This window comes from Stieleria tagensis, from assembly GCF_024129865.1.
Taxonomy (GTDB): Bacteria; Planctomycetota; Planctomycetia; order Pirellulales; family Pirellulaceae; genus Stieleria; species Stieleria tagensis.
In genome coordinates, this window is sequence record NZ_JAMYFE010000027.1 from 105,813 (window position 1) to 132,184 (window position 26,372).

The 26,372-nt window shown below is 55.7% G+C and carries 17 protein-coding genes; 1 reads left to right on the forward strand and 16 read right to left on the reverse strand.

All coding sequences use genetic code 11. The annotated features are described in order from the left end of the window. Nucleotides 1-20: 20 nt before the first annotated feature. The 16 genes from NHH03_RS04995 to tssK all read right to left on the reverse strand — a co-directional run bounded on the left by NHH03_RS04995 (nucleotide 21) and on the right by tssK (nucleotide 21,382). The gene (locus NHH03_RS04995; protein ID WP_253154651.1) at nucleotides 21-1,376 is read right to left on the reverse strand and encodes a DUF1552 domain-containing protein; all 1,356 of its coding nucleotides are present in this window, start codon (nucleotides 1,374-1,376) and stop codon (nucleotides 21-23) included. After that, nucleotides 1,373-3,790, reverse strand: coding sequence for a DUF1592 domain-containing protein (locus tag NHH03_RS05000; RefSeq protein WP_253154652.1), 2,418 nt, complete (start codon nucleotides 3,788-3,790; stop codon nucleotides 1,373-1,375). Before NHH03_RS05000 ends, NHH03_RS04995 begins: the two co-directional genes overlap by 4 nt. A 472-nt stretch (nucleotides 3,791-4,262) precedes the next feature. After that, nucleotides 4,263-6,989, reverse strand: a complete 2,727-nt coding sequence (gene tssH / locus NHH03_RS05005; RefSeq protein ID WP_253154653.1) for a type VI secretion system ATPase TssH — start codon at nucleotides 6,987-6,989, stop codon at nucleotides 4,263-4,265. A 44-nt stretch (nucleotides 6,990-7,033) separates the two neighbouring features. Next, the gene (tssG, locus tag NHH03_RS05010; RefSeq protein WP_253154654.1) at nucleotides 7,034-8,158 is read right to left on the reverse strand and encodes a type VI secretion system baseplate subunit TssG; all 1,125 of its coding nucleotides are present in this window, start codon (nucleotides 8,156-8,158) and stop codon (nucleotides 7,034-7,036) included. Further along, a complete protein-coding gene (gene tssF, locus NHH03_RS05015; protein WP_253154655.1) occupies nucleotides 8,155-9,996 on the reverse strand; it encodes a type VI secretion system baseplate subunit TssF in 1,842 nt (613 codons plus the stop codon). The genes tssG and tssF overlap by 4 nt, the downstream gene beginning before the upstream one ends. Then, nucleotides 9,993-10,487: a type VI secretion system baseplate subunit TssE gene (gene tssE / locus NHH03_RS05020; RefSeq protein WP_253154656.1), complete on the reverse strand. Its 495-nt coding sequence runs from the start codon at nucleotides 10,485-10,487 to the stop codon at nucleotides 9,993-9,995. The genes tssF and tssE overlap by 4 nt, the downstream gene beginning before the upstream one ends. A 10-nt stretch (nucleotides 10,488-10,497) precedes the next feature. Continuing rightward, a complete protein-coding gene (locus NHH03_RS05025; protein WP_253154657.1) occupies nucleotides 10,498-11,304 on the reverse strand; it encodes a type VI secretion system accessory protein TagJ in 807 nt (268 codons plus the stop codon). Nucleotides 11,305-11,346: 42 nt separating this feature from the next. Then, nucleotides 11,347-12,924, reverse strand: coding sequence for a type VI secretion system contractile sheath large subunit (gene tssC / locus NHH03_RS05030; RefSeq protein ID WP_253154658.1), 1,578 nt, complete (start codon nucleotides 12,922-12,924; stop codon nucleotides 11,347-11,349). Nucleotides 12,925-12,939: 15 nt separating this feature from the next. After that, on the reverse strand, nucleotides 12,940-14,436 hold the full coding sequence (gene tssC, locus NHH03_RS05035; RefSeq protein ID WP_253154659.1) for a type VI secretion system contractile sheath large subunit: 1,497 nt from the start codon (nucleotides 14,434-14,436) through the stop codon (nucleotides 12,940-12,942). Between the two features lie 70 nt (nucleotides 14,437-14,506). Then, nucleotides 14,507-15,013, reverse strand: a complete 507-nt coding sequence (gene tssB, locus NHH03_RS05040) for a type VI secretion system contractile sheath small subunit (RefSeq protein ID WP_253154660.1) — start codon at nucleotides 15,011-15,013, stop codon at nucleotides 14,507-14,509. Between the two features lie 159 nt (nucleotides 15,014-15,172). Beyond that, the gene (gene tssA, locus NHH03_RS05045; RefSeq protein ID WP_253154661.1) at nucleotides 15,173-16,327 is read right to left on the reverse strand and encodes a type VI secretion system protein TssA; all 1,155 of its coding nucleotides are present in this window, start codon (nucleotides 16,325-16,327) and stop codon (nucleotides 15,173-15,175) included. Between the two features lie 64 nt (nucleotides 16,328-16,391). Beyond that, nucleotides 16,392-17,117: a sigma-70 family RNA polymerase sigma factor gene (locus NHH03_RS05050; RefSeq protein ID WP_253154662.1), complete on the reverse strand. Its 726-nt coding sequence runs from the start codon at nucleotides 17,115-17,117 to the stop codon at nucleotides 16,392-16,394. After that, nucleotides 17,114-17,479 (reverse strand): hypothetical protein, encoded by a 366-nt coding sequence (locus tag NHH03_RS05055; RefSeq protein ID WP_253154663.1) that lies wholly within the window; start codon nucleotides 17,477-17,479, stop codon nucleotides 17,114-17,116. The genes NHH03_RS05050 and NHH03_RS05055 overlap by 4 nt, the downstream gene beginning before the upstream one ends. 10 nt (nucleotides 17,480-17,489) lie before the next feature. Next, on the reverse strand, nucleotides 17,490-19,181 hold the full coding sequence (locus NHH03_RS05060; RefSeq protein ID WP_253154664.1) for a type VI secretion system protein: 1,692 nt from the start codon (nucleotides 19,179-19,181) through the stop codon (nucleotides 17,490-17,492). Between the two features lie 39 nt (nucleotides 19,182-19,220). After that, nucleotides 19,221-19,859, reverse strand: coding sequence for a DotU family type IV/VI secretion system protein (locus NHH03_RS05065; protein WP_253154665.1), 639 nt, complete (start codon nucleotides 19,857-19,859; stop codon nucleotides 19,221-19,223). 65 nt (nucleotides 19,860-19,924) lie between these two features. Then, on the reverse strand, nucleotides 19,925-21,382 hold the full coding sequence (gene tssK, locus NHH03_RS05070) for a type VI secretion system baseplate subunit TssK (protein ID WP_253154666.1): 1,458 nt from the start codon (nucleotides 21,380-21,382) through the stop codon (nucleotides 19,925-19,927). A 150-nt stretch (nucleotides 21,383-21,532) separates the two neighbouring features. Between tssK and NHH03_RS05075 the strand changes: the two genes are divergently transcribed. Further along, nucleotides 21,533-26,251 (forward strand): hypothetical protein, encoded by a 4,719-nt coding sequence (locus tag NHH03_RS05075; RefSeq protein ID WP_253154667.1) that lies wholly within the window; start codon nucleotides 21,533-21,535, stop codon nucleotides 26,249-26,251. The last annotated feature ends 121 nt before the right edge of the window (nucleotides 26,252-26,372 follow it).

Here is a 26,372-nt window from a genome sequence, read left to right on the forward strand (position 1 = left end):
GCGTGGGTGAGTGATCGCGACTACGTCAACTCGCTCAATGGGCCGGTGGAGTCTCCGAATCGATCGGTCTGAACACCGAATTGGTTGAGCATGCTGACGAACAGGTTTGACATCGGTTGCTTGGCAGCTTGCAGATAGCGTCCGGTCTGCAGGGCCCCGCCGGCATGTCCTGCCAGTACGACCGGAAGGTTGTCGTGCGTGTGACGGTTTCCATCGGCGATCGCTCCGCCGTAAACAATCATTGAATTGTGTAACAGCGAATTTCCGTCAATGTCCTGAATCTGTTCCATTCGCTCTAAGAATCGGGCGAAGGATTGCGCGTAGTATCGATCGATGGCCGCCACTTTCTTGGCAAACTCTGGCTTGCGTTGGTTGTGAGTCATGTAGTGATGGCCTTCTGCGATTCCCAACGATGGAAAACTGCGATTGCTTCCGTCATGGGCTAACAACAACGTGCCGATTCGAGTCGCATCGGTCTGAAAGGCCAGGATCAACATGTCGTACATCATGTCCATGTGTTCGGCAAAGTCCTGCGGGATACTCGCGGCAGGAGTGGCAGCATCGGTCGTCGGTGGACGGCGAAACCGCTCTGCCGCTTTCAGTCGCCGTTCCATCTCGCGGATGACTTCGGTGTATTGTTCAAACTTGGATCGATCATAGGCTCCAAGTTGTTTTTCAACCGAACGAGTTTCCTCCATGACAAAATCTAGCACGCTACGATCCGATGCCTGACGCATCAGGTAGTTCTGCTGGCGCTGCTTTCTCGTCCCGGATCCGAACAATCGTTCGAACACTTGGCGTGGTCGGGATTCCGCCGCAACGGGCGTCGTCGACGAACTCCAGGAGATGTTGTATTGGTAGGCGCATGCGTAGCCAGAATCACAGTTGCCCGATTTTCGGATCACATCGGACGTCAGTTCCAGACTGGGAAGGCGAGTCTGGTGGCCCCATATCTGCGCCGCACGCTGGTCGATCGAGACACCTAAGTGAATGTCACTGCCAGCGGTCTTTCTTGCTCGCATGCCAGTCAGGAAGGTGGCGTTGGCACGGGCGTGGTCACCACCGCCATCGGCCCCGGAGGTTGCGTTGAAGTGATCGAGCCCCCCGATCACTTGAAAATGTTCCTTGACCGACTGCAACGGTTGCAGCGTCTCACTCAACTCAAACTGATCCGTTGGGAACCAATGATCCTGTTGCACACCATTGGGAATACTCATGAACGCCATTCGCAGTGGCGTTCCATTGGCAGTGGTCGCCTGGCCCGGACGACTGTTCGGAATTTCTGCGGATGCATGTCGCGGGATCAGGGATGACAGTGCCGGCAGCGCGACCGTGACACCCGTTCCTTTCAAAAGCCGTCGTCGATTGATCTTCATGGGTGGATGTCCGTGGTTGTCAGTTGAAAACGTTGTTTTTGAAATGGTGCGGATTGGACAATGCCCTGCAACAAAATACTAAACCTGCCGCCGTTTTGTTCCAGCGAATCGACAATCAAATCAATCGCTTGTTGGTCGGAATACTCGACTCCACGCCCGAGTGCATAGGTCAGCATCTTCTCCGTAATACAACGATAGATTTCGCTGGCATGGTTTTCGGCGAGGATGCGTTTGAGCTGGCGGATGTCTCGGAATTTTTCGCCGGTGATCAATTCGCCGGATGGATCGATAGGGTGACCGTTATCCGTTTCCCGCCAAATTCCCAAAGCGTTAAAGTTTTCGAGCGCAAACCCAGGTGGATCCATCCGCGCATGACACGATGCACACAACGATGACTCGCGGTGCGCCGCCAGCAGTTCTCGCAGGGTTGGTTCGCGGTCGCCAAATCGGTCGGCCGAATCGTTCAGATCGGGAACTCCGGGCGGGGCCGGTGCGGCGGGTGTCCCCAGCAAGTTCTCCAGGATAAACAATCCGCGTTTAACGGGTGATGTGCGTGTCGGATTCGACGTCACAATCAACATGGATGCCTGAGTCAACAGGCCACCACGGGGGCTGTTAGGGGGCAGCGTGACCGATCGCATTTTGTCTCCGTCAACTCCGTCGATCCCATAGTGCTCCGCCAAATCTTGGTTCAGGAATGTGTAATCGCTGTCGATCAATTCCAACAGGCTTCGATCTTCGCGAAACAGCGATTCGACGAACATTTCTGTTTCCTGCTTCATCGCCTCCTTCATCGGGCTACTGAACTGATCGGCAATTGCGCGGAGCTCTCGATAGCGTTTCTGCAATTGCGTCCACTCGGGATTGGCCTCGTCGTCTTGATCGGTCGACTGTAGCACTCGTCGTCGACTGCGCAGGCTGTCGTATTCCTCTCTGACTCCCATCACGACCAACGGATCAATCTGGACCTTGATCACATCTCGGGTCTGCAACCACTGGCCCACAAAATTTTCTAACAACGCATCGCTCCGCCGGTCGGCCGTCATTCGCCGGATCTGTTCGGGAAGTCGTTTCCGCAACTGGCCCGAACTGGCCAGGTCAACCAGTTCATCATCCGGCATGGTTGACCATAGAAAGTAGGACAGTCGTGATGCCAACGCTAATTCGCTGATCGGACCCCAGGGCCTGGTTGATGACGTCTTTGTAGTTTCCAAGTGAAACAAGAACCGTGGCGAACTCAGCACCGCCACCATGGCTTGCCCGATGCCTTGTTCAAAGGAGCGTTGGGGCGATGAATACTCCAGTTCGGCAATCTGCACCAAGCGATCGATCGTCGCGGAGGACACCTCGCTACGAAACGCCCTCTCTGCGAATTGCCGGAGAACTTCTCTTGCATATTCCTGACGCTCGGTTGGGTCGACCGGGGGTGAATCTCGGGGGAAGAATCGAGCGTAGTTCGGCGGATGTACCAGTCGGTCGGTTTCGGCTGGTCCCTCGACATGGATCGATACGATATCAAACCGCACCGACGTTGAACGCTCCGATTTCTCCTTGGGACGCTCTTGAGGTCGCATCGGTTTGACTTCGAATGCCAGTTCATGCTTTCCTGGCTGCAATGTCTTGTCGTAGTGAAACCGCAAATGCTTGCCAGATTCCCAACCGCACTCTTGCAAGAAACTCTGCTCGCGATCGATAAAAAAACGCAGCGTATAGCGAGCGGGATCAAAATCGAAGGATCCTTGTAGACTGATATCCAAATCAATTCCGTAGTGTCCCGCTTCGTCAACGGTGAAGTCACATTTAATCCGCTGTGGTTTGGTGCCGCTGACCGTGTTCTTGATCGGACTTCCTGATCGATCGACAAAGTCTTCTGTCTCGAATGTCAGAACGGGAACGATTTTTGTTTGCGTGGGTACGGCTTCGGAAACAATCTCGCGCGCCGCCGCAAGATACTTTTCCATCAGCAACGGAGAAAACGAGAGTGCGTCGCCGATATTGTCAAACCCATGCCCGGAATCGTCGGCAGGAAAGGAAAGTTTGGCATTAAACGAAATCCCCATCAAATCGTTGATCGTGTTTTCGTATTCCGTGCGGTTGAGTCGACGAACGGGCAGTCGTCCGGGGTCAGGATCATCGGAATCGATCAAAAATACATCCGATTTCACCCAGCTTGCGATCGATTCGATTTGCGCAGTGCTGGGGCGTGATTCACCAGGCGGAGGCATCACGCCCGAGCGAAGATTCTTGAGCACCTTCCACCACAATTCTGGATGTTGCCGCGCGGCGGTGATCTCGAAGGCTTCCTCGAAGGAAAAATCTCCTTCGTCGCCTCCATCGCCGTGACAGTCAAAACAGAAACTGCGGACCAGATCTTGTGCAGGGCTCGGTTCAGCGCTTGCCGCAGGAGTGACCAACAGACCGATCGCTAGAAGCAAGGTCCAGCCAGCTAGAGAAGAATGGAAACAATGGCCCAAAGGGCTGCGAAATTTAATCACGAACGAATCTCAACGCCTTGTTTCTTGACAAACCGGATTGACACATCGCGTTATCATACCCGACCGAATTCATCGACGCGAATAGACTCACCAGTAGGCCAGGTGCAACCTGGCGCATCTGATTGGTGAATCCAAACGCCAAGTGGTAGCTTTTGACGTTGAGGCTTCTAAAGCCCAGCGGGCGACAAGATGTATGCCCGCAGCGCACGCCCAATGGCATCTAACTCGTAGCGGCACGGCGCAAGCCGTCCGGTGTTGTTAGTCGAAAAGCAGTTTGAAATACCAAAGGGCTTGCGTCCTGCTGCTAACAAAAATGGCCGTTGGGTAGCGTCGGGTTGCGTTAAGAAAGCAGCTTGAAACGTTGCATCGGACGTCGTCATGGCAGATGCTGCTAGGCGACGAGTTCTTCGGTGGTAATGTCGTAAACGAATTGGTCATCTTGCATGTCGATTGCGATCTTGGAGATCGTTTTGCCTTCGGCGAGCTGCGCCAACACCTGAGCCGACAATTCGGGCAATAGGGATCGGTTCAAGATGTGATCGACGTTGCGTGCTCCCGTATCGACTTCGGTGCACCGATTGCGAATGGCATCAACCACGGCATCGGTGAACGTGAACTCGGCGCCGTAGCTTTCCGACACTCGGCGACAGACTTTGCCCAATTTCAGACGAATGATACTTTCCATCACTTCGTCGCTGAGGGGGTAATAGGGAATGATGCTCAAGCGGCCAAGAAATGCCGGCTTAAACGTCTTGAGCAACTCGGGGAAGACCGCTTCGATGAAGCCGTCCGGATCCGGCATCGTGTCTTCGTCGGCACACAAGCTTTTGATCAAGTCGGTTCCAGCGTTGGTGGTCATGATGATCACGGTATTTTTGAAATCAATGTCACGCCCCTCCCCGTCTTTCATTTGTCCCTTGTCGAACACTTGATAGAACACATCTTGAACTCCGCCATGAGCTTTTTCCATCTCGTCCAACAACACGACCGAGTAAGGTTTACGGCGGACGGCTTCGGTCAACACACCGCCTTCGCCATAGCCGACATAGCCGGGGGGCGATCCCATCAATAGCGACACTTTGTGTTCTTCTTTGAACTCGGACATGTTGATCGTTGTCATGTTTTGTTCGCCGCCGTAGAGCAAATTGGCAAGCGTGATGGCGGTTTCTGTTTTTCCGACGCCACTAGTCCCGGCTAACAAAAACACGCCGATCGGCGTGCGTGGGTCTCGCAATTGGGCTCGGCTGGTTCGAATACTTTGCGCAATGCGTTCCAACGCATGAGATTGTCCGACGATCGAACGTTCCATCAGTTGCTTTAGATTCAATACGGTTTTAATCTCATTACTGACCATCCGTCCGACGGGAATTCCGGTCCAGGCGGCAACGGTTTGAGCGATGGCTCCCGCGTCGACACAAGGGAACATCAACGGTTGATCGCCTTGCACCTGTTTCAATTCCTTTTCCGCAGCGGCCAGTTCTGTTTTCCACTGGGCAATCTGTTCCTCCGTCGGTGGTTCAGCAACTTGCGGTGCCGCTTCGGCATCGGCAGGCGGTGTTTCCAAAGTGTCACCGGTCAATGGATCGCCGGCCAAGCAGGCTCGCAGATCTTTAATCGATGCGACAAGCGATTTTTCGGTCTCCCATTGTGCGTCGAGTGACTTGAGCGTGGCTTGGTTTTCCACCTTTGCTTCTTCGGCCGTGGCGATCGCATCCGCGTGGTCGGCACCGGTTTGCTGTTCCCGATTCAGAATTCGCAGTGCAACGTCCAATTGGTCGCGTCTTCGCTGGGCGTCTTCGATCGCCGGCGGTGTCGATGACTGACTCAATTGGATTCGAGCGCACGCGGTATCGAGCAGACTGACAGCTTTATCGGGCAATTGACGCCCACTGATGTAGCGATTGGACAACTTGACCGCTTCCACCACCGCTTCGTTCATGATGATGACGCCATGGTGTTTCTCCAGTGTTTCCACCAGGCCTCGCATCATTTCGATCGCAGTCGGTTCATCTGGTTCTTCGACTTTGACGACCTGAAATCGCCGTGCCAGGGCAGCATCCTTTTCAAAGTACTTTTTATATTCGGCCCAGGTCGTCGCCGCGATCGTCCGAAGTTCGCCGCGCGCCAACGCCGGTTTTAGCAGATTTGCCGCGTCGCCTTGCCCGGCTTGTCCTCCCGCACCGATCATGGTGTGGGCTTCGTCAATGAACAAAATGATGGGAGTCGGGGAACCCTTGACCTCATCGATCACGCCACGCAGCCGATTCTCAAATTCGCCCTTCATTCCCGCCCCGGCTTGAAGCAGGCCCAAGTCGAGTGTGCGAACGCTTACGCCCTGGATCGCGTCGGGAACATCACCGGCAGCGACGCGCAGAGCAAACCCTTCCACCACAGCGGTCTTTCCCACGCCTGCTTCGCCGGTCAAAATCGGGTTGTTTTGGCGACGTCGGGTCAGGATGTCGATGATTTGGCGGATCTCGGGGTCACGTCCGAGAACCGGATCGATTTCACCGGCTGCGGCGCGGGCGGTTAGGTCAATCGTGAACTGGTCGAGCGACGGTGTTTTGGTAGGTCCGGTTTTGGGTTTCCCTGAACCGGACGCTGACGCACCGGCGGCACCGCTTGCCATTGGCACATGAGATTCATCGCTGTCGGCAAACAGCGTCCCAAAATCTTTGATCAACGCATCGCCATTGATGGAATCAAATTCATCCGATGCGTCACGTGCGAGCGGGCGTAGTGCGGTCGATGTCAGGAGTGCAATCAGCAGGTGACCGGAACGAATCTGGGCGACATTGTGGTCGACCGAGCCGAACAGCCAAGATTCACGAATCAGATCCACGACGTTAGGCGAGAGTGCGGGGGGGCGTCCGTTTCCCGTTTTGAATCGGTCGATTGCGCGATTCAAGTCGGCCGTCAGAGCGGCCAGATCGACGCCGGATGATTTGGCTGCGATCGTCAAATCGCAGCGTTGGTTTTCCAACAGTTTTAACAACCAATGCTCGACTTCGATGTTGTAGTTTGTTCGCGACAGACACAGTCCCGCGGCCGATTCCAAAGCCGTTCGGCAGGTGTCGTTTAGTTTTCCGACCAGTTCTTTGAGATTGATTTGTGCCATGATTGAATCAAACGTCGTGAGTCGATTGTGAGAAGAAAGAGGGGTTAACGCGTTGGGGCGCCGTCGTGATGAAACACGGCATCGTCACTGTCTCGTTGAGGCGGCGTGCTGCAAAGCCAAGTGTTCCATCCCAGATGTGGTGGACAGATTGGTTCGGCGGCGGGTTGCGCCGCGTGCGCGGGATCAGGGGAAGCGAGTTGACAGCGGGGGATTTGATCTGCCATCAAGATCACTTGCAAATCGAAGTCAAACTCCAGACCGACATAGCTGCGGATGAATTGACAAATCCGTACCAATGAATCACCGGTCGGCATCAGACGTGCAAATTGTGGCCAAGTGACAGGGCCAATCTGAATTCGGAATTTGGAACCGGGATCCCATGTACGGCCGCCCAGAATGGTGTCGATCCCCATTCGGCTATGCCCATCGACCGCGCCCAAGCGAGAGCGTTCTGACGGCGGTAGCACCAACCATTGCCCGAACAGGGAGAGGACTTTGACGGGAAGTTCCAGGTAGTCATTGACCATTGCAGCGAGTGATTCGGCTGTCGGGCGATCAACGAACAAACCTCCGTAGTAAACGCAGGCGTCGTCTGTCGCCTCCAAGCGGTTGCGGACCAGGGTGGTGCCGCGGCCGACCAAACTGAGCAAGGTTTCACGAATCAAATCGCTGCGTGGATCGTTCTCACGACGACTGTTTTCGCAGCCGGCCGGTAGAAAGTACTTCTCCCACGCGCGATAAAAGAACGACAGTTGTCGGTGGGAGAACATGTCGTAAAAGTCACGCATCGCGTAATCTTTGGCATGAACTCGGTCGATCACACGTTGCGTGTAATGGTTCGGCAATGCACCGGCTGGTCCGGTGATGCCCCAAAATGCTACCTCCAACTGCACCGGAACGTCGTCCCTATCGTGGCCTTCGACCACACGACTGCTCGCTGGTTGCAGCGAAACAATTTCCGCCGGCGCAAAACCGAGCGCGGCTTGCATGCGAAACCGAACCGGTTCTTCGGCAATATTACAGACCGTTCCCAGTCGGCCGGTTCGCAACGCAATCCCGTTTTGTGAGGTGCGGGAATTCGGATCGCCAGCCGAGGCGCGAGAGAGCAACAATCGCACTGCTTGAAAGAACGTGAATCGAAACGGCTCGTCGGCGAGCCGATCACTCACAGAAACGTTTGTCTTCCTGATCGAGCCGGCCATCGTGCAATCTCTTGCTCACGCAAACTGCTGCGAAGTGTTGTTCGGGTAAATGAGTTGATGGAAGCATAGAGCGACAGAAATCGCTCCAGGACTGATCCCAGCAGATAGGCGCCGCCGCTGCTAAGGCGTTCTTCATCGATCAAAAGGTCGATGTCCAATCCGCGACAGAGTGTTGATCCACCCGAAGGCGTCTGACATCGGGCGACGCCGGGACGGCTAACCACCGAACGGATGGAATCGATCCGCTGCTGCGTGTCACCCTGTCCGATAAAATCATACAGGCCTAAAATCTCGCGGATCGCCGCGGCACCTTCGCCCGAATTGAATAATGAAACATGGCCCAATGACAGATGGCTGATCAATCGCCAATACGTGCCTTTTCCAAGCGACGGGCGCTGCGTGACTCGTGGTTGAGTGACGCACTTGGGCGGTTCCAAAGGTCCGCCACGAACGAGTTGAAGCTTGGGCCGACCGCCGCCAAACTCCAATCGTTGGGGAAGATTGCGACTGGTGCATAAAGCGCGAACGTCCAACACCGTGCCGTCGCTTTGGTCTGGGTGGAAATCCAAATCGACCAACGACAAATACATTTCTGTGGCGATGTCGTGCGCGCCACTGCTGAGTTCTGATGGGCGTCGGTGTTGGTGATAAAACCCTCGGCGCTGGCGTTGTTCTCCCGCGTGACGAATCGAATAAAATGGGTGGTACACCTTTTCATCACGCTGCGAATCAATCGCTGTCACACTTGAAATTCCATGAACTTCGAATGCCCGTGGTTGGCGAGCATCCGGGACCACCCGATACTCTGGCGTCGCATGGGTGACACGGATCGGTTCACATCGATGTTCAAATAAGTTGACGACCGGTGTGCAACCCGTTCGAATTGTGTCCCGATCAACAAACTGCTCGACCGCGCCGACGTGTCGTTTCAACAGCACAAATAGATGCAGTGATTGATCAAACCCGGACAACTGCTGTGCCTGAATTCCACGTACGTCGAAGAACATGAATTTTTCGGGTGCGGCAAAATATTCGGTCAACAGCCGATAGCCACTGAAGGTTCTCGGTTGATCCGGAAACAGACATTCGTCGGCTTCGAATCCGAGTGCCGCGATTGACTGGGGACTCAATCGGATCGGGTTGGGATCATTCACCGACCGCGCCAAGAGCACTTCAATGGCATCGTTGTTGACCAGTTCGTACAAGTCCATCGCGGCGTAGGAAATTCCGCGAATGAAAAATCGCAGATGATCAATCTCCATCGATTCCACTTTGATGCCGTCTCGAAAGCTATCAAGTTGCACGTGCAAAACCGATTCGGCCTTGGCCAATAGCGGTGACGGCGGACACTGAAAGGGCTGGCATTTGTAGGTTGCGTTGGCCACCGATAGTGGAAACAACTGAATCGGATAAACCGTTCGATACTGGCATGATCCGTCTTCGGTCGATTCGGTCTGCAGACTCTCTCCGGCAGCGATCTCGTATCCCCCAACCAGATCCGCCTGACGTCGATCGAGCGCGAATTCAACGATGGCGGTCGATGGAACGGGCGCCAAATAGTGCGGATACAAGACGCCTAGCAAGGCGTGCGTGATTTCGGGGAAATCATCGTCCAGTTTCATTCGAGTGCGAGCGGCTAACAGCGCAAACGACTCGATGATTCGCGACACATGCGGATCTTCTGATAAATCGTCGCCCAATCGCAATCGGGAGGCGATCTTTGGATGCTCCTGGGCAAATTCAGCGCCGAAACGACGCAGATATTGCAGTTCATCGTTGTAATAGGGGAGCAATCGGTCCGTCATCTTCGTACTCCTTTGACCGAGAAATCTCCGCTGGTTGCATCTAGCTTGCTGTCATAAATGACCGGTTCGGGCGCCGGGTCTATTTTCAACATCGCATCGATTCGAAATCGTAACGCTCGATCGGTGGGATCATTGGTGTCGGCCAAGGCGACACGAATTTTTGTCAATCGCGGTTCGAAGGTCTCAATCGCACGGGTCAACAGACGCCGCAACGTTTCCTGCTGTTGGCGGGATCCGGTGTTGATACCGACGCAATCGGGAATGCCGTAGGCAAACAAGGATTGATCGAGCTCTGTTAAGTCAGGCGGCCAACTCGTTGCACGGCAGCGCGTATTGAGTAGTGCTTGCAGATCGCGTCCCACGCTCTCCTTCATCTGCTGCAGAACCTGAGTCCGATTCATCGGTGATTCCGTGCGCCGGTGCGGCTCCAGATCGATCAAGCGATCCAGCACACTGGGAATCAACGGACGGTCATTGGGCAGACGCGACATGAAAGTTCGTTTACTCTTTCCGTTCGATGGACTGGAGTTGCATGATGGGCATGTCTTGGTCGCCAACCAACAGCGTTTTCTGACCGCGGCCACGAACGATTTCCGAGTCGGTTTGCACCCAATCGGTGCCACGCCCGAGCCGCAGATTTGCGTCGGACGACTGGTTCGGATCGGGATCGAGATAAATTGCCGGCACGTAGACTTCACCGTCCGGGCCCGATTCAATCGACAACGTCGCTTGCCGCCACAAAAGATCCAAGGGGCGTTTGGGCGGCTGCATCTCCAGTGTTAAAATCTGATTCCAGTCGACCCAAAAATATTTGCCGGTTGTTGTGAACACTTCCAACACTGGTGACAGTAGATCATCCAGATCACGCAACTCGTCAATCGCCTGGCCGTTGACTGTGACGGTCGTGTTCAGATTGGGAGTGTCCATCAACGGTGAAAGCACCTTGGCCGCTGCGGTCGAGTCGCCGCTGCGAACGAGGGTCAGTGCTTGTAGATGCGCTTGCAGCTTCTCGGACGGCTGTCCCAGGAATTCCGGCACCCGGCCTTGGTAAAAACACTCACGTCGGGCCAATTCCCCGCGAATCAATTGACGCCACAACGCGGCACCCAACGCCGCTTGCGCGTCTTGATTGCTGACAGTGTCCAGTTGTCGATCGGCGCGATCCAAATTGCCAGCGATGCATGAGAGTTCTGCCAAACGAAATCGCAATCCGACATCGGCTGGTTTGGCTTTCACCTGCGCCAACGCAGAATCGACGGCATCGTCGATTTGCCCTGCTTGATACAACTCCATCGGAGTGCTTGTCATGATCGAAACCGCGTTCTGGGGGTGGTTGATTATCGAGGGATTTTACGTTCGGCCGATTCGCGTTTGTAAACGTACGCTTCCGACCATTTCGTCCAGTTCATAGTGCGGGGCGAGCCGCATCACACAGAAAAATGAACCGGGGTTTCCGGGGTCGGGCTGGACCGTGATGTTGGCTTCGCGCAGCGGTTTACGACTTTTGACATCGGCGCTGGCTTCGCGATCGGCGGTGACGTAGTCGATGATCCAGTCGTATAAAATGCGTTGTAAATCATCGGCGGTCGAAAACGACCCTGTCTTGGTCCGGGCAATGACTTTGACGTAATGAGCGAACCGTGACACGGTCAACATATAGGGCAGCATCGCACTGATTTTGGCATTGGTGTTTGCATCAGCGGTGTCGTACGTTTTTGGACGTTGTAATGATTGCCCGCTGGCAAACACAGCCATTGGCGTGTCTTTGCAATCACACAGGGGCAACAACCCCAGATCACTTAGCTGGCGTTCCAAGCTATCGGTCACGGTGACTTCGGTGATCGGTCGTGGGATCACACCTCGCGCATCAGTCGGGAAACTGAGTGCCGGCAAATCGGACACCAATCCGCCACCGTCGACGTCTTGGCGTAAACCGCGGACGTCGGCCAGCCAACCGCTGTCAGCAAACGAGCGCATCAGCACCGCAGCATAGGCATATCCGGGATTGCCCCAAAGATAAGCATTGCCATCAGGCCGGCTGACATCTTCCTGAAAGACAAATCGGTCAATGCGACTGCCGTCATCTTCGTAGGGGCCGCGCATTAAGATCCGTGGCAGCACCATCGCGAGGAAACGAGAATCTTCGTCGTCTCGCAAGGCATTCCATTTTAAATAATCCGGACGCGACAACCGGGCTGCGTGATCCCGTGTGATTTGCAGTTCGGCAAAACTTTCCAAATCCAGTAACTCGGGACTGGCGGCCAACAGGATGGGGCAGAATGAACTGGCCGCGACACCGGCCAGTGAACGCAGCACCGACAAATCATCGGTGGGACGCTCGGCCGAAACGCGCGGATGCACGTCGTAGTCACCGACGAGAACGCCGAATGGTTCTCCGCCGGGGGAACCGAACTCTTCTTCGTAGACTTTCTTGAAGACCGAACTTTGGTCAAACTCAACCGAGCGTTCAAAGTCTTTTTCCAGTTCTTTCCAGCGTGCCGACAGGACCCGCACGCGAATCATCGGGTCACTTTCCAGATCCGCCCGATGCACCAGGAACGCTAATCCACGCCAAGACGATTCCAGGCGTTGGAATTTCGGATGATGCAGGATTGCGTTGACCTGATCGCACAGCAATCGATCGATCTCGGCGATGTCCATCGCCAATCGAGCCAACAGGGATTCTTTTTCGCTTAGTCGATCATCGTCACGCCACTCGGCACCGAGCCAATGACCGAGCGAATCGGCCACGGTTGTTGCGGACAAAAAAGCACTCAGCGAGGCCGTGGGTCGGCCTGTGGTACCGGCCGAGGTCGATGACTCGATAGACGTCGTCGGGTCCGCCTCAAGCACCCGCTGCAGCAAAGCGTCGGCGAGCGGAGCAGCGGTCGGCGACGCGTCGTTAGATTGAAACTCGGCACGCGACATCGTGGCTTGGTACTTTTAACCACCAAGCTTAGGAATACTGGCGACCATCCGCATGCTGGTTGTCAATTCTTCCATTTGTAGCCAAGGTCGCATCCAGGCGACTGCGTTGTACGAACCGGGCTTGCCTGGAATCTCTTTGACTTCCACGCGAGCGTCGGCCAACGGGTATCGGGCACGCACGTCGCCGGGCGGATTGGGGTCGCTGGTTACATAGTTGTGAATCCAGCGATCCAACCAAGCTTCGCAGTCGCTGGCCTCCATGAACGATCCGATTTTGTCGCGACCGAGCACCTTCAGGTAATGCGAAAACCGACTGGTCGCCATCATGTAAGGCAATCGAGCGCTGATCGCAGCGTTGGCGGTGGCTTCCGGACGATCGTACAATTTCGGTTTTTGCGCCGTTTGGGCACCGAAGAACACGGAATAGTCGGTGTTCTTAAAATGGCACAGGGGCAGAAAACCAAGATCGCTGAGTTCTTTTTCGCGGCGGTCGGTGATGGCGATTTCGGTGGGACACTTCAAATCCATGTCGCCGTCATCGGCTTTGAAAATGTAGGACGGCAATCCTTCGACCTTGCCACCATTTTCGACGCCACGGATCGCGGTACAAAACCCTGTCTTGGCAAACGCATCGGTCAATTTTGTACCGAGTACATAGGCCGTGTTCATCCAACAGAATTCATCGTGCGCGACGTGAACTGATTCACCTTTTTTGCCCACGGGGACTTCTTCATAGGCGAATTCATCAATCGTTTTGGTGTTCGCACCGTAAGGCAATCGGGCCAGCGTGCGAGGCATGGTGAGCACGCAGAATCGGCTGTCTTCGCTCTCTCGAAAGCTTTTCCATTTGGTGTATTCAGCGGAATCAAAGATCCGCGCCAAATCACGTGGTTTGGACAATTCCGTCCATTCATCGAAGCCAAACAGTTGTGGCGCGGTCGCGGAGATGAAGGGGCAGAACGCCGACGCGGCAATGCCACTGACGTTGGTCAATAGATCGATGTCTTCGGGATGATTGGTGAATTCATAATCACCGATCAGCGCGCCGTAGGGGGCGCCACCGGGAGTCCCAAATTCGTCTTCGTAGATCTTTTTGAACAATTGGCTTTGATCGAACTCGATCGCTCGATCCATGTCCTTGAACAGTTCACGCTTGTCGCAATTGAGGACTCGGATTTTCAACGAATCGCCGGTTTCGCTGTTCATCACCAAATGTTGGAGACCACGCCACGAACCTTCCAATTTCTGGAATTTTTCGTTGTGCATGATCGCAGCCAACTGAGTGCTCATTTTCGCATCGATCGCATCGATTGCGGCATTGATCGAACGCATCACGTCCTTGTCAAACGTGACGGTTCCTTTCAGAGCTTCCTCGGTCAGGGTCTTGATCAATTCTTCGGCGCGGGAACGCTCGGTCTTTTTGGTCGCCGCGATCGCGGTCTCCAATAAACTGGTGCTATTCTCGGTCGTGGTTTGCTCGGCGGCTTGGCCTTGCGTCTCACCGGAACTCATGGCGAGGTGACTCCTAACAAGCGGTTGGTTGAATCAGATTGAAAGAAAACGCATCCGTACCGGCGGCGGACTACTCGTCCGTTTCCACACCCAGTTCACCGGAGAGCTGCTTGAGTTGATCGCTATTGCTGAGCACTTGCTCAAGAACATTTTCCAGATCGTCGCTGCGATCAATCTTGGTCGCCAAGTCACGCAACTTGTCGCGTGTTTCCATCAGTTTTTTGAGCGGATCGACCTTTTCCACCACATTGGCTGGCGCGAAGTCGTCCATGGATTTGAATTCCAAATTGACCGACATTTCGGTGCCGTCACCGGCCAGCGTGTTTTCGACGCGCATGTTCAAACCAGGCGTCATACGCTGAAGCACGTCGTTGAAATTGTCGCGATCGATTTGGATGAATTTGCGATCTTTCAACGGCTTCAACTTGGATGTCGGATCGCCCGAAAAATCACCCATCACACCGACCACAAATGGCAACTCTTTGACGAGCTGTGCACCTTCGGTCTCCACCTCATAGGTGATGTGTACCCGAGGTTTACGAACACGATTCAACTTCTGTTGTTGGCTTTCAGCCATCTCGAATTCTCCAGACACGCAAATTGCACGGGGCAAACGGAACCCCCAACCACCCGGTTGTAAATCCTGGCCGCCCCCCACGCAAGCTTTGGCAGGCGGCTATCCGTCAAGAAAGCCGTAAAAGCACTTACGGTGACGATGATCCCGGTCGAGCCCAGATCAATCCTCGTCGTCGTGGTCCGGTTTGACCGGGATCCCAACGCGTTCGGCGAAATTCTTGAGCACGTCTTCGTCGCGAATCAGAGTGCCCAACAGGGTTGGCAAATCCATTCGCCCGAATTCGACGGCTTGTTGCAGCATGTAGCTGACCGGTGAATGCGGTTCAGTCTTGCGGAAAAATTCACTGGCTTTGATCAACATCTTGAACGCATCTTCGCGGTTGTTCACTTGGGCCTGGGCCAAGTCGATGTTTGATGCCCCGTTGTGTGTCATCCCGGTCGTCGATGTGTCGGTGTCGGCTGCGCCCTCATCATCGCTTGACGATGCAGAGTCACTCTCCAGCAGGTCCCGCGTCAAACTGGTGAACGTTTGTTGGATCGTCTCCAGCGTCCGCCGGATCTGACTGCTAGGCGGTGTGCAATCGTCTTCGCCATCCACACGGAACTTTGACTCCAAAACATCGGTGAGCGTCGCAAAGGCGGCAACCGTGCTTTGGATTTCCAGACCATAGGCTTGCAGTGAATCGGCGTTGATCGCTCTGGCGGCCGCGTGGAAGTCGCTTTCGTTGACGTCACCGCCGCCTTGTTCAGTGGCTTGGCGATAGGCGGCAAAGGTCAGCGCATCGTGATCGGGCACCAACGGGAGTTCTTCCAGCGGCGCGATCAGAGTGCCAGGCCCATCCATGCCGTTCAAACTGGCTAATTGGGATGCGGTGTCCAGGTAGCCGTCGTCTTCGTCATGCGGTGGATAAATACCGTCCCAGTATTGGTCACACAGTTGGCTGACCAGTTGGAACCCATCCCGCGCACCGGCAAATCCGTTGCAGCGCGTGTTGGCTTCGATCAACCAAGACGCTACCCACAAATCTTTGGAGTGATTGGCGATGATCTCGCAACACAGATCCAAGACGGACCGCCAGTCCGGTGAGCTGGGGATTTCAACGCCTTGCCCCTGGTCATTCAGAGCAGCCAATTCGTCATCATCGAACAATGCGTATTCACGGATTTTGCGCTCGGCGTTGACCGCCGCGGCGCGCGCGTCTTTGGCAGTTTGGAAACGCTCGAAATCCGTTCGCCGCAAATAGCTGCCGCTGGGTGCCTCGTCAGAGATCGGGGCCAACAGGGTTTCGAAATCGAGTGTGGGCGAATCGGCCATTCTGAACTCTCAGTCGGTTCGGTTACTTTGGTCTGGCGAGGAACGCATCGATTAACAATAGCTTTCAATCATTGCCCGTGCGGCGCAGGTGTTGTGCCAGTTGATCCAGGCTTTTCGCATGAACTCGACTGGCCCAGCTTTTACTGATCCCAGCTCTCTCAGCCGCTTCGGTCAACGAATAGCCTTCGAAATAAATATTGCTGATCAGACGTTTTGCATCAGCCGGAAGTTCTTCCACGAGTTTACGCAGGGTGGCTTGTAATTCGCGGTTGGCAACGACTTTGCTGGGAATTTCATGCTCATCGGGAGCCTGGGCCAAAGCGTTCGAATTGGAATCATCGTCACCACCGGCCAGGTACACGATCGCCAGCCGCTCGGTCATCCGCCCCAACCAATCGGCATCATCAGCGGAACCCGAACCATCGGTGCCGGCCTCATCAGGTTTCGAATCGGCCTGGAGGACGTCGTCCGCCATTTCGCGAAAACGCATGCGTCGTATTCGCGATCGACTGGTCCAATTCATTTTGGACACGCCGTCATAGATCGCGCCGCGGACGCGATGATAGGCAAACGTGGTGAAGCGAACCCCGGCATCGGGATCATACTTCTGTGCGGCTTCGGCCAGTCCCAGTTGTCCGTATGCGATCAAATCGTCTAAGTCCATTGGGATCGGTAGCGAACGATGGATCCGCAACGCCAACGAGCGGACCAGTCCCTGGGCTTCGTTGATCAATTCCGCCGGTGTATCACCATCGGACAAGCCATCATCGCGCCGCTGTGAGTCGCTCATGGCCCCGTCTCGAGTGAGTTCCAAAGCCGCAGTACACGCTGGCGACTGTGTTCGTTTTCCCACAACGCCCGGCCGACTTCGGCAAACAAGTCGTCTGGCAAACGTTTGGCTTGCTCGCCCAAACGATGCGCCAAGACTTGTCGCACCAACGGCGCAAACAGGGTTTCGTCAAACGGGTAGGCTGGATTCTCCTGACGCCAATGTCGCAAGGCATCACTTAGATGCGTCGAATTCTCTTGGCTACGAACCAGAGTCTCGCTCAGCACCTGTTCCAACAGAAACTGCGACGACGGTTGCTGCGCCGGATTTGCATCGCCATGGTCGGTTGTCGCTCGGCGCGGCTGGTTGGGTTGGGCAAACATCGGCGTGGGCTCAGGCGAATTTGTAGTGATAGATCAACAGTCCCACAATCGACGCCACCAAGGCGCCGTTGAGCACCATCAAGACGCGAACGCCCGCCTGCATCCGATCCTCATCCTCCAGGGCTTCACTGCCCCACTCCAACTCTTCTTCCTCGTTGGTCGCCTTTTTAAAGACACTGGCCAAGAACGCTTGGCGGTCTGGCATCGCGCCGCTGGCGACGAAGTAACAACCACTGAACAACATCGGCTCTCGCTCGCTCAACTGCGTCCCATTGCTGTTGATCGAATAGGCCGACTGGATCAAGTGCGCGAGTCGCGGTTGGAACGTCGATCGAATGCGACACAACAGGGAATAGAGATGGCGGTTGCCGGGTTTGCTAAGCCCATCGCCTTCGCGAAACAACAGGTACGACCAATCTTCAAACGCGCCGCAGGCATGTTTGACGACGGCATCCAACTGGGGAGCCGTCGGCAGGTTCCACAACCCGTATCCTTTGCCAAACCGCTGAATCGATGCTCGCTCGCTGCCCACACGTCGCACCAATTCCCGGAAACCGGTTTCCATTTCCATTGCGTCGACCACATGCGTCACGCTGCAACGAATCCGCATCGCGCCGCGCAAGCAGGCCAGGTCGGCTTTCAAAGCCACCAGGATCTGATTGACCACATCTTGTGATCCGTCGGCCAAATAGCGGAAGGGCGTCGAAACGATCACGCCGTTGATCGGGCACAGAGGGTCGCGCAAGCGACGAATCAATCGACACAGATGCGCCATCCTCGCGGTGGCTTCGCTGGATTCACTCGGCGACAGCATCGCGCGGGCGATTCCGCCGCCTTGGGGTTGCATCGGGTTGGCGGCTCCGGCGTTCATGTCGCCGACCATCATCGTGCCTCGCATGTCGGCCGCCGCGGCCTGAGGCGGCAAGGGGATGTTCAATCCCGCGATCGTATTGCGAACCTCGGCCGAATACGACGACGCATTTGCAGTCGGTGGTGGCGGCGGAGCAGCGTGGCTGGGCGCTTGCGCCATCGCGCCGCTCATTGCGCTGATGTCCATCGTCCGGTCCGGTGAAAACGGTGCGGCCGCCCCAGGCATCTGGTCGGGCACGATCGTCGAATCGCGTGGAGATCCCAACAGTTTGCCCAACTGACAACATTCCGTACAAACCACATAGATCGCTTGCTGGTTGGCAAACACATGCAGCGGCGCGGGGCCCAATGGAGAGCGGACTGGAAACTGGATATTGGATGTCGCCATAAACGCATTGACCGATTCCACGGTACCTGGACCGACCAGCAAGAACAGCGGCGTTTCCGAGGGATCGATTGATTGTTCGTTCATCGCATCCATCGCCGTTTCCCAGGCACGATCGATGTCCGGGAACGCAGACGGTTCGCCCTCCAACCACAACTTGAGTGCGAACCAGACGACGACGGGAATGGCAAACACCAAGACGAACACGATCGGCAATTCTTGCCAATAGAAGCCTTCAATCTGTTCGCGTTCGTTCATCATCGCCCGTAGCACCGCCCAGACAATGGCGATCAGCAACAAGCCAATGAACAACAACAGGGCCGCACGCGCCTGCAGCGACAAACCCATCACACGACGCGGGGAACTGATCACGTTGCTGGGGATCCGAGCCAACAAGCGGAACGGATACAGAATCGCATCGATAAAACTTCGTATCGCGCTACCCATCGAATCGTCTCCGGCAAAACACCGTCAAAAATCGAGTCATCATGGCATCAACACCATCTTGGCAATGCCAATGGTGATCGCCGCCAACAAAACAAAACAGATCACCGAACTGATCATCAGATACTTGCCTTCCAGTGGCGGTGCGCCGGGGCCCGGACGCCCCTGTTCCAAAATCGGCGGTCTGCCTTGGCCGAGCTGGATGGCCATGCCCGTTCGCCGCGCCCATTCATCCAACGAAGCGGGCAATCCGAAATGGTCGGCATGGGCGGTGGCTTCGGGGTCACCGTAAAGACCTCGGAATCCCAGCACGATGCAGACGTAAAACACCTCCAACGCATCCTTTTGTGGCAACTCCATCGCCTTCTGGCTTTGCACATAAAATTTTTGGAACGCATCAGCGGTGCGAAACAACTGAAACTCCAATCGATTCTGTTCCCACCAACTGCTGCCGTCCCAGGCCGCTTCGATCAACAGATCGTCGACCCAGGCGGCCAGGGCATACTTGGCCAATTCCCAATCCGGTCGCTGACCCAATCGGGTTTCCGCGCTATCGATCAAACCACGGACCGTCGTATTCACGTCCTCGGCGGCAGGATTCTTGTTCGCTTCGATCGCGTCAACGATTGACGAAACGTACATGAAGATCGGGTCAACGGCGGAGGCAAATTCAGGCGACATGTCGGACGTCGAGGGAGATCAAAGGCAATGGTGTACGTTGGTCGGAAATCAGATGATCGAAGGAGTCATTCCGTGTTGGGCACGGCAAACAGACTCAGACGCAGCGTGCCCTCGATCCCATCGACGTTGATCTGCAATTCCTTCTTTCCTTGCAGACTTTCCAAGTTCGTGATCAGCGATTCTTTGAAGCGAACGCCCAGTCGCGGCGAATCGTCCGCACGCAGTTCTTCCCACGCCGGTCCGCTTTTGTTCACACTGTAAAACAGCCAGTTGTCACTTTGCGGCAGCGCACGCGGCGGTTTGGCTTCTGCGATCTTTAATCCCTCCTGGCGATAGCGAAACATAAAGTCCACCTTTTCGCTCTTACCAAGCTTCCAATCCAGCCGGCCCGGCACCAGGAAATCACGGCATTGTTTGGAAGTGATTCGATCGTATTGCACCCCAATGTACCACTCCCAACCCTGCCCCATCCATTTCTGGTCCAAGGAAACTTCTTGGCCGCGTCCGGCACCAATGAAATCACGCCGCTCGAATTTATATTCTTGGACTTCCGTGATCAGCGACCGAATCTCTTCTCGGACCCAACGAAAAATACGAGCCAAATCGTCATGGTCGTAAACCGGAATGTCACCGGGACGACGATCGGCGCGAAAAATCGATAACGAACCGACGATGCGGCATAGCTCGGTGTAAGCACTGTGTGGGTGAACACCATTGGCAAACGCCAGCGAGCGCAGCGAGGCAAAACCGCTGTTGAGTGCCGTCAGCATCAGCAAGCGATTGATGTCGCCGGCTTCGGGCGCCCCCTGCATAATGCCACGCGTATTCACTTGCGAGCTGAGCACGTCTAGTTTTTGACCGATGATGTCGTACACCGCACGCACATAGTCGCGCGCCAGTTCCGGCCAGGCATCGCAGCCGAGTACCGGAGGAATGTACTCGTCATCCAATTCCGGTGCCGATTCGGCCGCGCCAGAACGTTTGATGCGGGCGATCGGCAACGTCTCGTATCCCGCCAGATTGTCGCTGCCAAGCAACAGTTGTACGTTCAGCGCACGCAGCGAGATTTCTTGCTCGTTGCCGCCGGCGTTTTCGTCGGCAACGGTTCCCGGCAAACCGATGAACCGATGTTGACCACCGCTTTCGGCTTGAGTGTTGGCGCGGCCGAGACGCAGTTTTGGCACCGCCAAAAACACGTCAATTGATTCCATTTTGTCAAACGCGTCGGACAGACTGCGCTTCGCCGCAGGCCCCGCTTTGGCTAGATCGACGCGATCAGGCTGTTGCCCGCTGTCAATCCAAATCACCGTGCCGTCACGCAATCGCGCCTGGCATTCGCTCAGTTCAAATTGACCGTTGGCGATCGCATCGCGGCTGAAACTGATGTGCTTGATGCCATAGTTGTACCCGTGATCCAGAGCCACTTGCTGGCGCGAGTTCTCACCGATGCTCCGCTCGGCAGCCTGCATGTGATGCGGCCGTAAAAACATCCCCTCTAACCAAGCAACACTCTCGTTATGCATCGTAGCGATGATCTCCTGGCCGGGACCCGGGGTGTATCTAAAAGGCGTTCGTCTCCGTTGGGGGACCCTAATCTAGCAGGTGTCGGCGGACCGGCCCACTGGGTAAACTTTTGAATGGAAACACACTTCATTCGTTGGGACCGTTATCTGATGAGCACATCTGGCAAATACGGTGAACGGCAATCGTGGCGGCGTAAAGACGCCGGGCAGGTGGGCAAACGTCGAACCACCAAGACCGTGCTGACGGTGATCTCGCTGTTGTTGACGGCAATTTTTCTGTACCTGGTTTTACGTCCCACGCCGGATCGGAATCTGCACACCCTGTTGGTTTCCAACTCCTACGACATCGGTCTGATCACCCCGCCGATGTTCGCCGACAACGTTCGCGCACAATTCGAACAGCAACTCGGCGCATCGGTTTTGTACGGTGATCAAGATTCGATCCGCAGCAGTTTCCACACGACCGACAGCATTTCCAAATATTTGGCCGACAAAGACGACACGGTGATGGTCGTGCTGCGCGGCTATCTGATGCTTGACCAGCAACGCCGCCCGGCACTTGCATGCACCGATTTGTCGATCGGTCCGACGCCCGAGCAGCCCGGCGGGTTGTTGCCGCTGACTGAGATTCTAAATCCACTCTCATCAAACACGCCTGATTCATTCGCCGGCGCGCGATTGGTCGTGTTGGATATCGAACCGCTTGCCGCGCAACCGTCGCTCGGGCAATGGAATGACGATGTGTTCGCCACACTCGACGAAACCATGAAACAGTTGCCTGGGGCGGCTGCCGATCGACTGTGGCTGCTGGTCACCCGCGGCCCCTTGCAAAACGTTGGCTGGGATCAAAGCACCAAACTGCCACTGTCGACGCAAATGTTGTTGCAGGGTTTTGGCGGCAAAGCGGATTTAAACCAAGACAGGATGGTCGAGCTGGACGAATTGTGTGCGTTTCTGACCGATCGCTACGAACGGTTGCCCCGCAAGCAAGACACTGACAAACCACGCATCCTGTTGCTCCGCGGAGGTCACGGGTTGGTCGATGAAAAGATGGCCAGCAGCGGTGACCTGGATGTCTGGTTGGCCCGAGTCGACGCACCCGACCCCGTCGAACCATCCTCATCCGTCGAACCACCCGCAAACGGCGACCAGCAAAACGCTGCGGACGTCGAAGTCACGTCGGTCTCGCTGCAGTCAACCGAGCGCAACCAATCAGACGCCCCACCCACGCCGGACTCACCCACCGATGGCGATTCGCCGGAAATCAACCAGCCCTCCGATGACCAGCCTGCGGCGGACATCACTCATCCGCCCGACACAGCCCCTGTCAATGCTTCTGGAAGCGCTGTCCCAGTAGAATCGTTCTGGGATCTACGTGACCGTTTGGAATCGTTCGTTCCCGTCGACGAATCTCAGCAAAGAACCAGTCCCATCGCGCTCGCGCCGCAATTGTGGCGTCAGTTGATTCTAAAAGTCTTGGGGGCACAGATTGCACAGTTTGATCCAGGTTCGACTTCGACCACGAGCGAACAAATCACCAACGACTTGCGACAGCTGGAGCGGGTACTCTCGGGGGATCAGCCTTCTGCGGTGGTCAGTGACGACATCGTCACAGAACTGTTGCGGGTGGTGCAGAAACAACAACGCGACCGACAAAACTCGCGAATCGACCGACGATTGAACACGGCCGACGCCCTGCAGCACGCCATCGCCATCGCCCGATGTCGGCTGTGGTCCCAGTTGGAGTTCCAATGCCAATCGATTTCGTCGGATACCGGCGTCCCCGAAAACAGACTCGATTCGGTGACTTTGGCCGCCGAGCGAACCTTGGCCAGCGGCCAAGCGGATCAAACGCCCAGTCAAATCGAAATGGAAGCTCGGCTGACCGATCTAAACAACGCGATTGCTTTGTTTGATCGGGATATCGACACAGCGGTCAGCGGACTGTTGACGGAATTCGATCGCGGCGATCCCCAGCGTGGCTGGGAACTGAGCCGTGCCGGATGGAGTTGGCTGCGCAGTCCCCTGCCCACTGCCGGCCAACGTCGCGACCTGTATGCGGCGATCATTGCCACCGCCAAAATCTGGCCGCAACCGGATACGGCTAGCAACTCCAGCGATGTGATTGACCCGAAACACTTGGTTTTCGCTTCACCACTGCCGGCGACACGCCCCCAGCAGGCCGTTGCGGCGCTGCGCGCGAAATGGAATGGTTTCCAAGATTTTGACTCCGGCATCGCGAGTGGGCGAGGTGATGCGAACTGGATCGATTGGTTACAGCAGACGCGTCAGGGATCCGTCTCGTTTGCCGATCGTTTTGCCACCGAATTGCGAATTGATCCACGCGTTCATCTGCCAACGGTCGGCCAGATCCCGATCATTCACCGGATCACGGCACTGCCCAAAGTCCGACGCCCGGGGATCACGATCCTCGATTCCGCTGGCAACTCGCTGGCCGAGTCCGCTGTGATTCGCATGGAGAGTCTGCAGGACACCACTTCGCTGACGCTGCGTCTGCGTCCGGACCGTGATCAGGAAACCCGCCTATTGGTCAGCTATCAATTGCGATCCAACGGCGCTGAAAGCGGCGAATCGCCGGTGGCGGTGAAATGGAAAGTGGACGGCCATGCGTCGGCCGGTCCGCGAGATCCGATTCCGGTCACGATCGCCGCCGAAGCAACCCGGGATCTTTCATTGGAGATCCGCCCCACGGCAGTGGCGGAACCAGGTCAACAGTTGGTGTTCGAGTTCATGATCAACGGTGATCGTCAATCGGATCAAATCAAACAGATCGTTGGCGTTCATCGATTGCCGGTCGAGTTGCCACGGAAGAATCAATTGCGTGTCGTCGCGTCGTCCTACCGCGGCATCGGTTGTTCCAAACCAATGATCAGTGACGACGGCGGGCTGCCCGGCGGTATCTGGTTGCGGACGTTTAATCAACGCAAGACCCCGTTTCAATTGGAATTGTTCAACGAGTCCGGCAAGCCCTGTCAGGCGACGGTTTGGCTGATCAAGTTGCCCAACCCGATGCCCGACGTCAACGGTTATTGGCCTGACTTTGCGGCTGATTTGTATTCCAATCCAGTTGGCGGAATGTTATTGAGCGGACGAATTCGCCGGGAATACTTGCGAGCCGACCGAATTCTGAAAGGGCCGGCCACAGTTTCGGTTCCCGGGGCCGCGGGCAGAGTGAAGCTGAATTTCAAGCCGCCCGAGCCCGCCAAGACCGAGGGTGCTGCAGCGGTCGCATCACCTGCGGCGGCAAGTCCCGCCAGCGCCGTCGCCAACGACGTCAGCCATGGAATGGCATTGGTTTGCCGATTGATCGATGACCAAGGCAATCCGCTGCCGGAAGACGACCAAGTGATCGTTTTGGTTGCCAAACCTTGGGCTCCCAAAGACTACGTGTCGGCGAAGGTGCGTTACGACGACGGTGAAGTCGTTGTCGACAGCGAATTGGCGGAGCGAATTGATGGCGATTCGGTCAAGGATGAAATTCCCGAGATCGAAAAGCGTCCGGTCGTTGTCCGTTGGTTGGAAGACAACCAGTGGGACTCCTTTCAGCCTGAAACCAGCAATCCACCCGACCAGCGCGTCATGGAATTGCGTCAGCAGGCCGGTCAGTCCGTCGGCTACATCAAAGTCGACGTGCCACCGCGACGACGTCAGACCTGGGCCCGGTTAGAGGTTGATGGTTGGCCACGGGCCATTCAACAAGTGGTGGATCATCAACGGGGCAGTCTGGGACAACCGAAATTGAAAGACCAAGTGACATTCGAATCGTTGGCACTGACGTTTCGCAAGATCGCCGACGCCTCTCCGCCGCCCCAAGCCTACTATTGGCCCGAAAGTGAGGTCTACTTTCGCGGCAACGGGCTGCAGTTGATTGCGACCTTGCAATCGGATTTTGCAGTGGGAACATTTAATCGAAACAGCCAGCCTGAGATTCGCTTGGAAGTTGAAAGTCGCCCTGATTCGGTGTATCGAACCGATCGTTTGATCCGCACACAGGCGACAGAAATCAGTGATGACGGGGTGCTGACATTGTTGACATCGGTCGACGATCTGCAGGCCCAACTGCAGCAAGGACAGCGGGCGGACGACCGCATTCCGATCACATCGACGTTGATGGTCCAAGGCCGCGAAGTGACTTCGCAGACTATCACCGCTGTGTTGGATTCAACGCCTCCCGATTCAATCACCCTGTCCCCGAAACGATTTGCACCGTACTTGGCTCCGGGAAAATTAGGGTTTTCTGTTTCCGCTAACGATTCGGGTCGCGATGCGGCGGGGATCGCGCAAATTGTGTTGGGTTTGGATACCAAGCAAGACGGCAAACCGGATACCCAGCGAAAGACGCAAACGTTTTCACCGCCGGTAAGCACTGCGGTCGTCGCTGCGGACACGTCGGAGTTCCAATTTCAGGTGGCCGGACGCTACGCGGTGATTGCTACGGCGATCGATGCGTCCGGCAACGAAAGCACCACGCAATACCCGCTCGATTTCGAAAAACCGAAACCGATTGTCAAACCGACCCCGGTCGACCCAGCGGCAATGAACGGTGGCAAACCAGCCGCCGAACCGAAAATGGGATGGTTGCATGGTGTGATCAACACCCGCGCGGGGATCAGCGGCACACTGACGTTGGATGCGGCTCCCAACACGGCCAACAGCAAATCCAAGTCTATCCTTGGACAGGACCGTCGTTTTAATTTCGGTCCTGTGCCGGAAGGTGAATACACATTGAAATTCAAGGGCGCTATCAGCAATAAATTGAAATCACTTTCCTGGCCTGGATTAAAAGCGGATGTCACAGCCAACAAATCCAAACCTTTGTCGCTGGATTTAGACGCCGCCGAAGAGTGATTTTGTGATGTCGGTCGCTTTTCTGAAAATTCTTTTGTGATCCACGCAACAAATCCGACGACGCGCCGAGAACGGTAGTGTGCATCGCGGCGAGAGACTTCGCCCAGGCAAAGAAACGTTC